The 16,417-nt window shown below is 51.1% G+C and carries 11 protein-coding genes and 3 tRNA genes; 7 read left to right on the forward strand and 7 right to left on the reverse strand.

Annotation, left to right across the window (positions count from 1 at the left end):
- Window positions 1–34 precede the first annotated feature (34 nt).
- The 7 genes from pabB to J4E05_RS01825 form a co-directional block, all read right to left on the reverse strand.
- Window positions 35–1,441 (reverse strand): aminodeoxychorismate synthase component I, encoded by a 1,407-nt coding sequence (gene pabB / locus J4E05_RS01795; protein ID WP_349591951.1) that lies wholly within the window; start codon window positions 1,439–1,441, stop codon window positions 35–37.
- Window positions 1,441–1,806 (reverse strand): antibiotic biosynthesis monooxygenase family protein, encoded by a 366-nt coding sequence (locus tag J4E05_RS01800; protein ID WP_085594831.1) that lies wholly within the window; start codon window positions 1,804–1,806, stop codon window positions 1,441–1,443. The genes pabB and J4E05_RS01800 overlap by 1 nt, the downstream gene beginning before the upstream one ends.
- 126 nt (window positions 1,807–1,932) lie before the next feature.
- Window positions 1,933–4,599: a valine--tRNA ligase gene (locus tag J4E05_RS01805; protein ID WP_349591953.1), complete on the reverse strand. Its 2,667-nt coding sequence runs from the start codon at window positions 4,597–4,599 to the stop codon at window positions 1,933–1,935.
- 90 nt (window positions 4,600–4,689) lie between these two features.
- Complete coding sequence (locus J4E05_RS01810) at window positions 4,690–5,346, reverse strand: DUF2497 domain-containing protein (protein WP_349591956.1); 657 nt, start codon at window positions 5,344–5,346, stop codon at window positions 4,690–4,692.
- Window positions 5,347–5,439: 93 nt separating this feature from the next.
- Window positions 5,440–6,798: a TolC family outer membrane protein gene (locus J4E05_RS01815; protein WP_349591958.1), complete on the reverse strand. Its 1,359-nt coding sequence runs from the start codon at window positions 6,796–6,798 to the stop codon at window positions 5,440–5,442.
- Between the two features lie 150 nt (window positions 6,799–6,948).
- On the reverse strand, window positions 6,949–7,272 hold the full coding sequence (locus J4E05_RS01820; protein WP_085594838.1) for a rhodanese-like domain-containing protein: 324 nt from the start codon (window positions 7,270–7,272) through the stop codon (window positions 6,949–6,951).
- A 93-nt stretch (window positions 7,273–7,365) separates the two neighbouring features.
- The gene (locus tag J4E05_RS01825) at window positions 7,366–8,022 is read right to left on the reverse strand and encodes a protein-L-isoaspartate O-methyltransferase family protein (RefSeq protein ID WP_349591960.1); all 657 of its coding nucleotides are present in this window, start codon (window positions 8,020–8,022) and stop codon (window positions 7,366–7,368) included.
- A gap of 621 nt (window positions 8,023–8,643) precedes the next feature.
- Here J4E05_RS01825 and J4E05_RS01830 point away from each other — a divergent pair.
- The 7 genes from J4E05_RS01830 (at window position 8,644) to J4E05_RS01860 (ending at window position 16,376) form a co-directional block, all read left to right on the forward strand.
- On the forward strand, window positions 8,644–11,037 hold the full coding sequence (locus J4E05_RS01830) for a methyl-accepting chemotaxis protein (RefSeq protein WP_349591962.1): 2,394 nt from the start codon (window positions 8,644–8,646) through the stop codon (window positions 11,035–11,037).
- A 158-nt stretch (window positions 11,038–11,195) separates the two neighbouring features.
- Window positions 11,196–11,269: transfer RNA gene (locus J4E05_RS01835), tRNA-Cys, on the forward strand.
- Window positions 11,270–11,273: 4 nt separating this feature from the next.
- A tRNA-Asn gene (locus tag J4E05_RS01840) sits at window positions 11,274–11,349 on the forward strand.
- Window positions 11,350–11,754: 405 nt separating this feature from the next.
- Window positions 11,755–12,678: an aldo/keto reductase gene (locus tag J4E05_RS01845; protein WP_349591964.1), complete on the forward strand. Its 924-nt coding sequence runs from the start codon at window positions 11,755–11,757 to the stop codon at window positions 12,676–12,678.
- 277 nt (window positions 12,679–12,955) lie between these two features.
- A tRNA-Asn gene (locus tag J4E05_RS01850) sits at window positions 12,956–13,031 on the forward strand.
- A gap of 90 nt (window positions 13,032–13,121) precedes the next feature.
- Window positions 13,122–13,442, forward strand: a complete 321-nt coding sequence (locus J4E05_RS01855; RefSeq protein WP_085593025.1) for a hypothetical protein — start codon at window positions 13,122–13,124, stop codon at window positions 13,440–13,442.
- Between the two features lie 234 nt (window positions 13,443–13,676).
- Entirely contained in the window at window positions 13,677–16,376 is a 2,700-nt protein-coding gene (locus tag J4E05_RS01860) for a bifunctional acetate--CoA ligase family protein/GNAT family N-acetyltransferase (protein ID WP_349591966.1), read from the forward strand.
- The last annotated feature ends 41 nt before the right edge of the window (window positions 16,377–16,417 follow it).

Raw genomic sequence — 16,417 nt, forward strand, 5'->3', positions numbered from 1 at the left:
TTCCCGTGTCAGCAGTGCACCAGTCTGCCAGACGTTATGGCAATTCTGCCCCTATGCCAACAGCCGCCATCAGCTTGGCCGCCTTGGATAGGGTTTCGTCATATTCAGCGGCAGGAATACTATCGGCGACAATACCACCACCAACGTTAAAGGCCGCCCGGCCTTCATGAATTGACAGGGTTCTAATGGCAATATTCGTATCCATCGCCCCGTTAAAACCGATAAACCCGATCGCCCCGCAATAGGCTCCGCGACGACGATTTTCAAGTTCGGTTATAATTTCCATCGCCCTGATTTTAGGTGCCCCGGTAATCGACCCGCCAGGAAAACATGCCGCTAGCGCATCAATTGCCGTTTTCCCGCTCTCAAGTCGTCCTTCAATTGTTGAAACAAGATGATGGACGTTGGCGAAGCTTTCCAGCTGGCAAATTGCGGTTGCAATAACACTATGGGGTTCACATACCTTCGACAGATCGTTGCGCAGTAAATCAACAATCATAACATTCTCTGCCCGGTCTTTTTCAGACAGAAGCAATTCCTGTGCGTTTGTGGCGTCCTCTAGTGTCGTTGTTCCACGCGCTCGGGTTCCCTTGATCGGTTTAGTCTCAACCCGGCCATCGGTATCTATTTTTAAAAACCGCTCCGGCGAGTTTGATAAAATACCAACTGCGCCAAATTCAAGATATGCCCCGAATGGGGCCGGACTTATTGCGCGTAATCGTCGATAGAGGCTAAATCTGTCCGGGGTGTTTTCAGGCCCATAATGAGCGAAAAACGACTGCGACAGGTTTGCCTGAAAAATATCGCCTGCAAATATGTAATCCAGCACCTCTCTTACCGCACGTTCATAATCCGCGCGGTTAAAATCGGTCTGCCACGGCACAATGTCTGGCAAAGCAGGTGCGGCTGGCACCTCAACCTCGAAGGATTGCTGACAATGGCTTAACCGCCCCTTAATTTGGGCCAGTTGCAGTGACGCGCAGGTTTTCCGGGTTTCTTGACCCATTTCCAAATAACCGTGCGTAATTATCCACATCCGACGATTGGCAAGATCAAAGGACAGCACAGCATCATAAATGCCCACCAACATATCGGGAATATTCAGCCAGTCCTGTTCCGGCACAGGCAGCTTTTCAAGCTGGTGGCACAAATCATACCCGAAATATCCCACCACCCCCCCCTGGAATGGAGGCAAAGCCGGATCATTTTTAACGTCGTAACCGGCCATCATGGTTGCCAGCACCTCAAATGGGGCACCGGGCACATCAACACCATCAACCGTTACCTGCCCGTCCCGGGCTGAAATGGTATGAACAGCGTTTAAGGCAATATAGGAAAAGCCGCTGTCATTTCCCCCGTCAAGGAAATGACATTCGCCAACATCCCGTAACGCCCCAAAAGCAATGACAGGTTCCATAAATGGATGTTCTTCAGCCAGCATCAATCCTGATCCCGGTTCTGAAAATTGCCGTCAGGCCGATCAAAATCGTAGGCCCGCTCAACTCTGGCAACCCTTAACGTATAGCTTTGATACCATTTTGCGCGGCCCATATTGCGGGCTTCCGTGTGATCAAGTTGTAATTTCCACGCACGAATGGCCGCTTCATCTCGCCAGTAAGACACCGTAATTCCCATGCCATTCTCATCACGGACAGTTGAATCTTCGCCAAGATACCCATCCTGTTGTGCTGCAAGGCGGCTCATTTCGGCGGCTTTTGCCCCATATGCCACATCATCACCATCTGTGCGAATGGATGAAAAAATAACGGCGTAATATGGCGGCGACGGTAAACGGGAAAGCGGCATAATACTGTCTCCTGCGCAAAACATAGGGCGACAATTTATGCGATTCCCCCACCAATACCAGCGACAAAAAAGGGATGCCGTAAATACAGCACCCCTTTTGTCGATCAGGCAATAAAACGCACAACCTTACATGGCAGCAATGCGATCATAACCTTCCTGAAGTTTACCCAACGTATTACGGGCATCTTCAAGTTTACCTTTTTCGGCTGCAACAATTTCTTCCGGGGCCCGACTGACAAAGCGTTCGTTCGACAGCTTGCCTTCCTGCGCCGTGATGTATTTGCCAATTTTTTCGATTTCTTTTTCAAGACGCGACTTTTCTGCCGCAACATCAATGAAATCAGCCACAGAAACAAATACCGGCACACCGTCAACAACGGTCTGAATGGCACCTTTGGCAACGGCTTCCACGCCATCCTGACCAATAAGTTCGATCACAGCGACCCGGGCCAGACGCTTGACCTGGGCTTCCTGTGCCGTAATTGCTGCCTTCATGGCGGCAGTTGCATCGACCAGATAAATTGGCACCTCGGCAGACGGCGGCACATTCATTTCTGAACGCACCCCGCGAATATTGCCGATCAGGCGTAATGCCAAATCCATTTCGGCTTCGACATCGGTATCAATCAGGTCATCATCCAGTTTGGGCCAGGCTTGCGCCATCAACAAACCTGTATGTGTTTCACTGGTTTGCGCCCACAATTCTTCGGTGATGAATGGCATAACAGGATGCAGGATCAACAATATCTGATCCAAAACCCATGCCGCAGTGGCCCGTGTTTCGGCTTTTGCATCAACATCGTCGCCCATGAATACGGGCTTTGCCAGTTCCAGATACCAATCGCAGAAAGTTCCCCAGACAAACTGATAGGCACCCGCCGCCGCATCATTGAAACGATAGTTTTCAATCGAACCGGATACGGTTTTGGCCGCCTCGGCAACCTTGCCAACAATCCAGCGATTCAACGTCGTTTTCACCGATTTGGGATCAAATCCGTCAACAACGATACATTCATTCATTTCGCAGAAACGGGCCGCATTCCAGATTTTGGTCGCAAAGTTGCGATACCCTTCAACCCGTGATTCAGCCAGTTTAATATCACGGCCCTGTGCGGCCAGGGCCGTCAATGTCATGCGCAAGGCATCGCAGCCAAATTTGCCTATCAGATCCAGCGGGTCAATCACGTTACCCTTGGATTTGGACATTTTCTGACCGTGTTCATCGCGGACCAGTGCATGGATATACACATCACGGAACGGCACCTGCCCATCCATGAAATGCATCCCCATCATGATCATGCGGGCAACCCAGAAGAAAATGATGTCAAATCCGGTAACCAGCACATCGCCCGGGTAGTATTTGCCAAGCTCCGGTGTTTGATCAGGCCAGCCCAGCGTTGAAAACGGCCATAAGGCAGATGAAAACCACGTATCGAGAACGTCGGTTTCCTGATTAAGTTCAACATCCTTGCCGTAATGCGCCTTGGCTGCAGCAATTGCTTCAGCTTCGGTTTCTTCAACAAAGAAGGTGCCGTCGGGCCCGAACCATGCCGGAATACGATGCCCCCACCACAATTGGCGTGAAATACACCATGGCTGGATATTGCGCATCCATTCAAAATAGGTGTTTTCCCAGTTTTTGGGCACAAAACGGATACGACCATCTTCAACGGCTTCTGTTGCCGGTTTGGCAAGAACTTCCGCATTCACAAACCACTGATCCGTCAGATAGGGTTCAATGACAACGTTGGAACGATCCCCATAAGGGACCATGTGAACAGTTTCCTCGATCTTGTCGACAAGACCGAACTCTTCCATCCGGGCAATAATCAGATCACGCGCCTTGAACCGGTCCATGCCACGATATTCTTCGGGCGCATTTTCATTGATACAGGCATGGTCATCCAGAATATTGATTTTTTCCAGATCGTTGCGCTTGCCAACTTCAAAGTCGTTAAAGTCGTGCGCCGGCGTGATTTTAACCGCACCGGAGCCCTTTTCCGGGTCGGCATATTCATCGGCCACAATCGGAATACGACGGCCAACAATTGGCAAAATGCAATATTTGCCAACCAGATCGGCATAACGTTCATCATCGGGATGAACAGCAACTGCTGTATCGCCCAGCATGGTTTCCGGGCGGGTCGTGGCAACGGTGATAAACTCACCCTCGCGGCCCTCGATCGGGTATTTGAAATGCCAAAAATGACCTTTGACTTCTTTTTGAACCACTTCAAGGTCCGAAATCGCGGTCAGAAGTTTAGGATCCCAGTTCACCAGACGCTTGTCGCGGTAAATCAGCCCTTGCTTGTGCAGGGTTACAAACACCTTGCGTACAGCAGCTGACAGGCCCTCGTCCATCGTAAAGCGTTCGCGCGGCCAATCAGGCGATGCGCCAAGATGACGCAACTGATTGGTAATGGTTCCACCCGATTCCTCTTTCCATTCCCAGACTTTTTCGACGAACTTTTCGCGGCCCAGGTCGTGACGGGTCACATTTTGGGCGCCAAGCTGACGTTCCACCACCATCTGGGTCGCAATGCCGGCATGGTCTGTGCCTGGCTGCCACAAGGTATCCTTGCCGGTCATGCGGTTGTAACGCACAAGAATATCCTGCAAGGTAAAGGTCAGCGCATGCCCCATATGCAGGCTACCGGTCACGTTGGGCGGCGGCATCATAATGACATAGGGATTTTCTTTACTTTCCGGATGGGCAGAAAATGCCCCGGATTTTTCCCATTTTTCGTAGAGCTTGTTTTCCACGTCTGCCGGGCTATAGGTTTTATCCAACATCGTCTTTCTGATCCGCTGCGGGTTTTATTGATAAAAGAAAAAAAAGCGGCGCACCAAAGGCGCGCCGCTGTTTCTTGCTCGTCGGCTCGCCTAGAGGTCTTCGGCGCGGCTTACAATCCGCTCGATTTCCTTTTTCACAAGGCGTTCGATCATATAAGGCAAATTCTCATCCAGCCACTCTTTCAAGATCGGGCGCAGCATATCGCGCACCAGATCTTCAAGGGTGGCATGGCCAGCGTTGATTCCCAAACCGATTGCACGCTTGCGCGCAACCGCCTGGGCCAGCTCTGTCATGCTCCCCGAGGCCGAAGATTCTGTCTGCCCCGAAATCAGGGCAGGTTCATCATCATCTTCTTCCTCGTAAAAAGCAGGCATCTGACGACGCGGCTCCTCGCGAACAGGTTCCGGCTCCGGTTCAGGTTCTTCGTCGACCTGCTCTTCAAAATCGAGCATATCGTCAAGATCCATACTTTCCGGTTCAAGTTCCATCTCCTCTTCATCATCAAGATCAAGAGGTTCAGGTTCTTCGTCGTCAAGCTCCAGCTCTTCCGGTTCATCTTCCAGAACCAGTTCGTCAAACTCATCTTCCGGCTCGTCAAAAACCTCTGGTTCAGGTTCAGGCACCGGGGCCGGGGCCGGCTTTGGTTTTGCCGGTTCCTTTTTTTCATCCTCGCCTTCATCCGCAAGAATTTTGCGAATAGACTGAAGGATGTCCTCCATCGAAGGTTCCTGTTGCCCGTCACTCATTGGTTTTCTTCCGCGCTAAAAAATAATCACCGAACTGGTCCGGTCGATTATCCGACCCCCTTCCCGTTCGGGGCCGGTGTTGGCACTTCCAGATCAATCAGATCCCCACAATTGATCCTTAACTTTATTATAGTTCTGTTCTACATCGTAAATTTCAACCGGCAGACCCAAAACCTGTGCATTCAGGGCACCAATTGCCGCCTTTACCTGGAATTCAGCAACCGCCGCATCCCGGCGCGACTGCACCAAAGACACACGCGCCTGCAAAAGTTCCTGTTCCTGGTCAAGAACATCAAGCACAGTCCGCGAGCCGACTGATGCTTCACGTTGCACACCATCAAGAGCAACTTCAGCCGATGAAACCTCAGCCTGCTGGCTTTCGATGCTGGCACGTGCCGTTACCAGGTTTTCCCACGCGCTGGTCGCACTTTCAATCACTTCACGGCGTGACTGATCGACAACCATGCGTGCCTGACTAGCAGTTTGCTTGGCCGCACGAATGCTGGAATATTCAGCACCCTGCTGATAGATCGGCACTGTGACCTCTGCCAAAACCTCGGCAGTATCGGTTGTCATGTCTTCACTAGATGATTCGCTGCTGCGCGACAAACCAGCCGACAAACTGACCACCGGATAAAGCGCACCCTCGCTCAGGCGAATGTCATCATGAGCTGCATCTTCCGAATACTGCGCCTGAAGAACATCCGGGTGCTGTGCGCTGGCGGTTTCGATGACCTGCTTAACACCCGTCGGCAGCCCCCCAAGCGGATCCGGAATTTGAAGGTCAGTCGGTGCATTCCCGACCAGACGTTCATAAACCGCGCGTGTATTGGCAAGCGTGCCCTGTGCCGCAATCAAATCGGCCTTGGCACCGGCAAGGCGAGCCTCACCCTGCGACACGTCAGTACGGGTCACTTCCCCAACCGAGAAACGATCACGTGTTGCTTCAAGCTGACGCTCAAGAACGCGAATGTTATTCTGGTTTAGTTCAACAACAGCTGTGTCGCGCAAAACGTTAAAATATGCCGTTGCAACATCAAGGAACACATTTTGCTCGCTTGAACGCAACGCAGCGCGCTGAGCCTTGATCCGCGCATCTGCACGTTCGGTCTCGGCTTCGGTCCGACCGCCACGATACAACGGCTGGCTTACATTGAGGCCAACCTCGTAGGGGTTCAATGTTGATTTTCGTGTGGTCGAAGCCTGCTCGGTATCAACATCCAGCCTGCGGATACCTGCACTACCATTTAATTGAACCGTCGGCCGCCAGTTGGAAAGAGCCTGAGATATCTGCTCGTCCGTTGCACGCAGTTGCGCCCGGCCAGCTTCCAGCGTCGGGTTGCTCTGATATGCTTTGGCAAGCGCATCATCGAGGGTTTCAGCAGACGCCCCTGCGGTGATCACTCCGGCAGTAGCCAGAATGCTACAGGTCAGCAAGAACCGTTTTATCATTTATACACCCTTGTCAAAGTCCTACACTAAGTCCCGACCCCAGCGCAGTTCCGATTTGGTAACGTTGCCAATAAAAATGTCTAAAAAAAGAGACAGTTGGAAGCAAAATTTCCAATTTTCCCTTTATTTAGTCGAATTAATTCATTTCCATCATTCGTATCGTGACATTTCTGGCGCGACATCGATAGCCCACATTTCAATGCCGCCTGCGATATTAAAGACATTTTCAAGTCCCTGTGCCCTCAGGAACATCGCCGCATGACGGCTGCGAACCCCGTGGTGGCACAAAACAGCCACAGGCTTGCTGTCATCAATATCACCATACCGCTGGGCTATTTCACCAAGCGGTATGTGTAGGGCACCTTCAATGGCGCAAATTTCCAGTTCCCAGGCTTCGCGCACATCAACAAGCGTAAGCGGCGCGGATGTTTCCATCAGCTGCGCCACCTCCCGACACGAAATATCCCGGACCATGTCCAATTCAAACAGTCCTTGCAACAGTCAATAACACAACGATGCGTTCTGATATCGTCACCACGTTATCAGAACAGCCCTTTTCATCATGCATTAAAACACAAAACTTTCGACCGGTTCAAAACCCGGCAAATATGGAACATTTGCATCAAACAGGTCACGATGGCCAATAACACCATGTTCGCGTTCGTACAGGCGCGCGACGCCGACCTTGTTAGGTTCCCGAACAACGGCCAGCAACCGGCCACCTTCTGCAAGCTGACCAAGGATGGCATCCGGAACTTCGGCCACGGCACCATCAAACAGAATAACATTATAAGGTGATTGTTTGGCATACCCGGTGACAACATCGCCTTCAACGACAATGACATTGTCGTAATTGTTGTCCTGCATGATTTTTTCGGCAGTTTGCGCCATTGCAGTATCGCTTTCTACGGCAACCACCGTTTCAGCAACCCGTGACACCAATGCGCAGGCATAACCGTAACCGGCACCAATCACCAATGCGACGTCGGTCGTGGCAATTTCCGCAATTTGCATCAGACGGGCAATAACCATTGGCTCAATCGCATAACGACCATTCCCAATGGAAATATCTTCATCAACATACGCAACGCCGCGTTTATTTTCGGGCAAAAACAGTTCCCTCGGGACCTCTTCCATCGCTGCGATGACCAAAGGATCGGTGACCTTGTTGGCACGAACCTGATTTTCCACCATGTTGTGGCGCGCGACTTGATAATCCATCATATTTGACCTGAAATTCCCGCAAGAAATGCACTATGACGCCGTTGCAATTCCAGCAACAGAGTCAGACGAGGTATCATGTTTATAATCAGCCCGTGTGCGCCTGACAACATTGGAAATTAATTGAACGGTGCACCAGGGGTACTCGCCTGTCCTTTTTAACCAATATCGCTCCGAAAATGCGCTGCTTCACAACCTGCAATCACACCAGAACGAAACAATAACCCCTCCCCGTGCTACAGAAGCCCTTTGATGTCAAAGCTGCCAATCACGCAATATTTGGGACGTTTTATCAATAATTCCAGACAGAACGCTTTGCCGCCTGTCGGGACTTTACTTCAAATGCAAACTTCCGGATAAAATTTAGATCAATAAAAAACGCCCGATCACGCATTGTGGTGCGCCCTGAAGACGACACTTACGATTCCCGACACAAAAATTACCCGTTGATAATACCAATGGATAGATTAAAGATCGTATGCCTTTAGTCAATCAATACAAAGATATATCAATTCTTGCCGCATTGTATCTGTGTATTTAGCGACAGATTAAACCAACACAACACCAGCAACGCCAGAGGGGACCATGCGGGACACGGGGCCAGTTACAAACCGCGAAGTCGTAATGGATGACAACAGCATCCTAGTTTCCCGGACTGATACCGGGGGCAAAATTGTTTTTGCCAATCAGGACTTCATAAAAATCAGTGGTTTTGACGAAAACGAACTGATTGGATCCGCGCATAATATTGTACGTCACCGCGATATGCCAAAGGAAGCATTTGCCGATTTGTGGTCAACGGTTAAAGCGAGGCGCCCGTGGCAAGGCGTGGTTAAAAACCGTTGCAAAAACGGCGACCATTACTGGGTTCGCGCCAACGTCACCCCCATCATCGAAGACGGAAACGTTTCTGGCTATATATCGATCCGTACCAAACCAACAACCGAGCAAAAACGTGAGGCCGAGCAAGCATATGCCGACCTGCGTAACGGCGCATCAAATGCAGGCCTGGATGACGGACAACTGGTTAAAACCGGTTTTAGCGCCTCTTGCCGCAATTATATCTCCGGTATTCGGGGTAGCTTGACCCTGGCCTTTGGCTCGATGGTTATCCTGATGGCGCTTATTGGTGGTTTTGGCGTATGGGCGGAACAAAACACCGAACAACATTTGGTCGAAGTCTATGAAAACCGGGTCAAACCGCTTAATCTTTTAAAAGAAATCTCCGACGATTATGCAGTTTTTATCGTTGATGCCGCGCATAAGGTGAATAACGGTAATTTCGACTGGAATACCGGCCTGAAAGGCATCGAAACTGCCCAGGCAAGAATCCATACCAACATTGCAAAATATGCCGCACAAGACCTTCAGCCGCGCGAGAAAACAATTTTAGTCAACATCACATCAATGATGACATCGGCTGATGCGCTGGCAAAAGAACTTGAAGATGCTTTTCGTGCCAAAAACAAGGCAAAATTAAAAACACTGGTAGAACAACAGCTCTATCAGGTTATCGACCCATTAACGGCAAAAATCGGCGATCTTTCCGCCTTGCAAAATCAGTTGACCAAAGAACGCGTCGCGATGGCGGAACAAAACTTCTATAACGCCGTCATTGTTACCCTGATTTTGATTGTTGTTGCCATCGCTCTGACGCTTCTTTACGGCACAATCATGATTCGGAAGTTACGCAAGCCCCTGCAACGCATGGAAGAGCACTTCGAAGCCATCGCGCATAACAATTTTTCTCACGATATCGAATTACCGTCCGTATCCGATTTCAAACCCGTCATTCAGCAGTTACGTGCCCTGCACGCCAAGCTGGCTTATGGCATCCTGGAGCGCCAGGAAAACGAGGAAAAAGCAAATTCGCGACGCATTAATGCCTTGCAAAATCTGGCCGAAACCGTCGAACGTGAATTGCAGATTGTTGTTGAAGCCATCATTGATCAGACATCACGGTTAAATTCATCTGCGGGTGAAATGGCGGCATCCTCGCAACGGGTTTCAACCAATTCCGAAAGCGTTGCCGCCGCCGCACACGAAGCACTGGCAAATGCTGAAACCGTATCGGGCGCGTCCGAAGAACTGGCCGCTTCGATCCGGGAAATTTCACGTCAGATAGAAGAAGCAACAACAATCACCACTGAAGCCAATACATCAGGTATCGAGGCAGAACGTACTGTTTTATCACTAAAAGACAGTGTTGATCGTATTGGTGAAGTGGCTGAACTGATTGCCGACATCGCCGCCCAGACCAACCTTCTTGCTCTTAATGCAACAATTGAAGCAGCCCGTGCCGGCGACGCCGGAAAGGGTTTTGCCGTGGTCGCACAGGAAGTAAAAAACCTGGCCAACCAGACAGCCCGTTCAACCGAGGAAATCACCCGCCAAATTGGCGATATCCAGGAAGTTACCGGATCGGTTGTATCCACAGTTCAACATATGAGCGAAAACATCCGTCGCATTGATCAGGTGGCATCGAACGTTGCAACCTCGGTACATCAGCAAGACAGCGCAACCCAGGAAATTGCCCGCAACGTGATAGAGACGGCAACAGCGTCCAACGAGGTTACCGAAAAAATCACCGATGTCGCCAAGGAAGCTGACAGCAACCTGGAGCGCGCTGAGAATATGAACAGGATTGCGTCAGAAGTTGACACCAGTATTGCCGAACTTCGCGCGACCCTTGTTCGCATTGTTCGGACGGCCACCCCGGAAGTAAACCGCCGCCGTGACACCAGATTCGAAATTGAAGCCCGCGTTCAGATTAATGTGAATGGTGAAACCATAACAGGCAAAACCATCGACCTTTCCAATGGCGGCAGCAAAGTGAAATTGCAAAAGCCGCTGGCGACAGGCGTTCGCGGCACAATTCGCATCGACGGACCAAATGTTTCACTGTCGTTTGAAGTTGAAAATAGCAAGGGCGATATCGCCAACGTTGAGTTCAGCCCCTCTCCCGATCGTGAAAAAATCCTGCGTCCGTGGCTGGAGCGTCAGCAGCACCGCCGGTAAACCTTCTTCGCCCGACACTATTTAACCACTGCCGCCAAGCTCAAACTGGCGGCAGTGCTGCTTTTGACCCTAAATTCATGCTGTTGTATGAAAAATGTAAAATTGGGTGCTTGACGGCCCGTATTCTATAGGGCTATACACCGCCCTGCCGACGCGATGGCGCGATGGCGGAGTGGTTACGCAGAGGACTGCAAATCCTTGCACGCCGGTTCGATTCCGGCTCGCGCCTCCACTAATCCGGCATAGCTCAGTTGGTAGAGCAAATGACTGTTAATCATTGGGTCGCAGGTTCGAGTCCTGCTGCCGGAGCCAATGTGGAAAGGGATCGAACGTTTGTTCGGTCCCTTTTTCTTTGCCTGCTGCACAAACCAAAAGTTTGTGTCCCCTTCCGCGACAACAGACCATCCCGCTTTAATCAGCCTGCCTTTAAACATGCACCTTATATTGTATAACATTTGTAAGGGCTGAACATGCCATAACGCCGCCCAGCGCGCTGGCAAATACATATGACGTCCTTATGTCCGGCCGCATATCGACTGGGTCAAGCAGCATTCCGTCCCAAGCGCCCCCGGCCCGCGATAGACAGTTTACCTGATTGTAATGTCTTGATACGACATACATTAACAATCACGAAAACAGTAAAATCACCCCGGTTTCAGGTATGGGCCAAACAGCTTTGCCCAAACATCAAATCGGAGTGACCCATGGGGTCCGGAAATGTCAGCACCTGTCGCGCGCCGTAAACTAAACGAAGATTTAAGTTTCTCCAGTCTGGCATGGGGCGCATGGCGCCTGCGCAACAGCCCGGATGTTTCAAGCATAGATGATGTTGTCCGGATCATGGAAACAGCACTGGACCTGGGAATCACAACGTTTGACCATGCCGATATTTACGGCAATTACGGATGCGAAGATTATTTCGGCGCAGCCCTGTCGACCGTACCGCATCTGCGCAGCCATATGGAAATCGTCACGAAATGCGATATCGCCCTGGTATGCGATTCCCGCCCGGAACATCGTATCAATCACTACAACACCAGCAAGCGTCACATTTTAGAATCGGTTGAAGCGTCGTTAAAAAATTTACGCATAGACCATATCGACACCCTGCTTCTTCATCGCCCCGACCCGCTTATGGTTGCCGATGAAGTGGCGGACGCCTTTAATCACCTGCAACGTGATGGCAAGGTCCGCTATTTTGGTGTCTCCAATTTCAAACCCTCCCAGTTTAATTTGCTCCAAAGTCGGCTGGACCAGCCAATGGTTACCAACCAGATCGAATGCTCGGTTCTTGAACTGGCCCCCATTTTTGATGGCACATTTGATTTGATGCAGCAAAAACGGGTCACCCCGATGATCTGGTCGCCGTTGGGCGGGGCACGCCTGTTCAAGGATAAGGACGATGCCGTTGCGGCCCATCTGCGGCCCATACTTGAAGAAATGCGCGTTAAATACAACGCACACGGTATTGCTGAAATTGCCATTGCGTGGTTGTTAGCACTTCCATGTCAGCCGATACCGGTATTGGGAACAATGAAGCCTGACAGGATCCGCGATGCCGCCCAGGCATGTGACCTTATCCTGGATCGGCAGGACTGGTTTGCCATTCTGGTCGCAGCACAGGGGCATCCCGTCCCCTGAACGATCCAGGGTTTGATGACAGATATTTAATTGCGGCCTTACGGGATGACAACGCGATAAAAATGATACTGTAAACGGCCCGGATACCGGCGCCAGTTTCTTCGTGGCTAAAAATGCCCGTGCCATTTCCACCTCAGGCGTTTGATAAAGCATTGAAACTGGATAAATTTTGGCAAAATTCATTTTTTCGCGTTTTTTTGACAAAAAAGGTCTTGCGCGTGTTTCCGGGTTTTATTATACCCCTGCCACGCGCTTCGAACGGGGCGCCAAATACTGATCCGGCATAGCTCAGTTGGTAGAGCAAATGACTGTTAATCATTGGGTCGCAGGTTCGAGTCCTGCTGCCGGAGCCAATTTAAAAGGGACCGAACATTTTGTTCGGTCCCTTTTTCTTTTGGGCACTCTGCCCTATCATGCGGTGCGATCAGCAAAAGGAAACACCAATGAAAATTGCAAAAATTGAATTGCGCAAAGTTCAACTGGGCACACTTGGCGGGTCAAGCGACGGCTGGCTGATTGTTGGTGACAACGATGTGATTCACGGTACGGTCCATCCGATTGATGGCGACCTTTTCACCATTGCATCGACCACCGATGAAAGAATACAGGCATTTGGCTGGTGCCCGATGTTTGACAGCCTGGATCATGTACACAACGATGTTGCCATTGCTCTGGCTATGGGCGGTGCAGCAGAAGTGGAACAATGGCTGGAAGAATCAGAACGTCACGATATTGATCACACACCGGACGGGCACCTGCACTAAAGCTGTTTGCATTCCAGTCTGTCTTACTTCACCCTGCCGCAGCACAATTTTGTTCCAGAAATGTGAAGCCTGTTGCGGTTTTGATTCAGAACAAGGCGCATGAACGCCAAACGAAATATTTTCCGCACCTGCGAAAAGCAGTTATTCTGATCGGGTCATACTGCCCCGAAAACAGGTCACACGGCGCATACACTAGCGCGGCGTCCATTCAGACAGCAAAGCGGGAATTCGGTTATGAGTACAGTCAACCTAGAACACCTCTTCAAGCCGTCGTCAGTCGCCGTTATTGGCGCCTCTAACCGCCCGCATTCGGTTGGGCAGGTCATCATGCGCAATTTGCTGGCAGGCGGCTTTGACGGGCCAATAATGCCGGTTAACCCGCGCAGCCAGTCCATTGGCGGGGTTCTGGCCTATCCCGATGTTGAAAACCTTCCCGTGGTGCCGGAACTCGCCGTTATTTGCGTACCCCCTCAAGCTGTTATCCCGGTGATGGAATGCCTGGATCGCAAGGGGTGCAAAGCTGCCATTGTTCTGACTGCGGGCCTTGGCTCGGTACCGTACGATGAAACGCGCAGCGTGAAACAGGCAATGCTTGAAATTGCAGCGCGTAATAAAATGCGCCTTTTAGGGCCTAATTGCCTGGGGTTGATGGTGCCACCAATTGGCCTGAATGCCAGCTTTAGCCATCAAAGTGCCAGCAAGGGTAAAATCGCCTTTGTGTCGCAATCCGGCGCCTTGTGTACGGCCGTGCTGGACTGGGCCGCCGCACGCGGGGTTGGATTTTCGCATTTCGTGTCGCTGGGGGAATGCGATGATGTCGATTTTGGCGATGTAATTGATTATCTGGGGTCCGATCCCGATACCCGGGCAATCATGCTGTATATCGAATCGATTCACGAACGTCGCAGTTTCATTTCTGCCGCCCGTGCTGCGTCGCGCAACAAACCGATCCTGTGCATCAAATCGGGCCGTTTTGCCGAAGGTGCCGCCGCCGCCGCATCCCATACCGGCGCGCTGGCCGGAGCCGATGATGTTTTTGACGCCGCCATCAAACGTGCTGGCGTCTTGCGGGTCTATACCATCGCAGAAATGTTTTCGGCAGCTGAAACCCTGTCACGGATGCGGCCGTTTCGCGGTGATAAACTTGGCATTATCACCAATGGTGGCGGTATTGGCGTTTTGGCCGTTGATGCCCTGATTGAACGCCACGGCCACCTTGCCCATCTTGAACAATCAACCATCGAGAACCTGAACAGCGTTTTGCCCGATACATGGTCCCATGCCAACCCGGTTGATATCATCGGTGATGCACCAGGCGAACGGTATGCCAAATCCATCGACAAAGTATTGGCAGATCCAAATATTGACAGCTTGCTGGTCATGCATGCCCCAACCGCCATTACCAACCCGGTTGAAGTTGCCCGTGGGGTTATTGATGCGGTTAAAAACAGCAAAAAGAACATCCTGACCAACTGGGTTGGCGAAGCCACCGTGGCCCCTGCCCGTGTTTTGTTTAACGAAGCCGGTCTTCCGACCTATAACACCCCCGAACAGGCTGTCGCCGCATTCCAGCATATGGTGAATTATCGCAAATTGCAGGATTTGCTGATGGAAACACCGCCATCAGTGCCCCAGGACTTTACCCCGGAAATCGACAAGGCACGCGGTATTATTCATCTGGCGATCCATTCCGGGCGCACCATGCTGACCGAACCCGAGGCCAAGGCCGTGCTGGACTGTTACGGCATCAACACGGTTAAAACCCTGTCGGTTGAAACCACCGAACAAGCAGTGGCCACAGCCGAAAAAATCGGCTTCCCGGTAGCGCTTAAAATTCTGTCGGATGATATTAGCCATAAATCTGATGTCGGCGGCGTTGTTTTGAACCTTGAAAGCGGTGAAGAAGTACATCGTGCCGCAACCAAGATGCTTAAAAACATTGGCAAACAATTCCCCGATGCCCGTTTGCGCGGCTTCACCGTCCAGGAAATGGTCAAACGCCAAAACGCCCGCGAACTGATTGTCGGCATGACCACCGACCCGATTTTCGGCCCGGTGATATTGTTTGGACATGGTGGTGTTGAGGTGGAAGTGGTACGCGACCGTGCCATGGCATTACCCCCCCTTAACATGAAGCTGGCCCGTGAACTGGTTGAAGGCACACGCATTTATAACCTGCTTAAAGGCTATCGCGATGTTCCGCCGGTAAATCTGGAAGAACTCTATATGACGCTGGTGCGCTTATCGCAGTTGGTGGTGCATCTCGGTGAAGTTGTTGAACTCGACATGAACCCGCTTTTGATTGACCAAAAAGGCGTGATCGCGCTGGATGCCCGCATCAAAGTGACGCCAAAAGTGGAAAGTGACGATAAACGCCTCGCCATTCACCCCTACCCGCGTCATTTGAAACAGGAAATTGTGCTGGAAGACGGCACCAAATATATGCTTCGCCCGATCAAACCCGAAGATGAACCAGCCCATTATGCCTTTATGTCAAAGCTGACACCCGAGGATATTCATTTCCGGTTCTTTGGCTCGGTGCGCGAATTGCCGCATTCGGAAATGGCCCGTCAAACCCAGCTGGATTATGACCGCGCAATGGCCTTCGTCGCCACCGTCCCGAACGGAACATCACAGGGTGATATTCACGGTATTGTTCAGGTCGCAATTGACCCGAACAATGAACATGCAGAATACGCTGTCATGGTGCGCTCCGACATCAAGGGGCGCGGCCTTGGCCGGATCCTGATGGAAAAAATGATCGAATTTTGCCGTGCCAAAGGTGTTGCAACCTTTATTGGTCAGGTTTTGCCTAATAACCGCCGCATGCTCACGCTGTGTGAAAAACTTGGCTTTAGCCGCAAATATCTGGAAGACGAAGAAGTTTTCGAGGTCACTTTACCGCTGGGCCAGCCAAGCAAACCACGCGCGTAACACCTAATCCATGTCAAAACAAACACCCCGCCAGATACCAG

This window comes from Thalassospira sp. NFXS8 (assembly GCF_040148805.1).
Taxonomy (GTDB): domain Bacteria; phylum Pseudomonadota; class Alphaproteobacteria; order Rhodospirillales; family Thalassospiraceae; genus Thalassospira.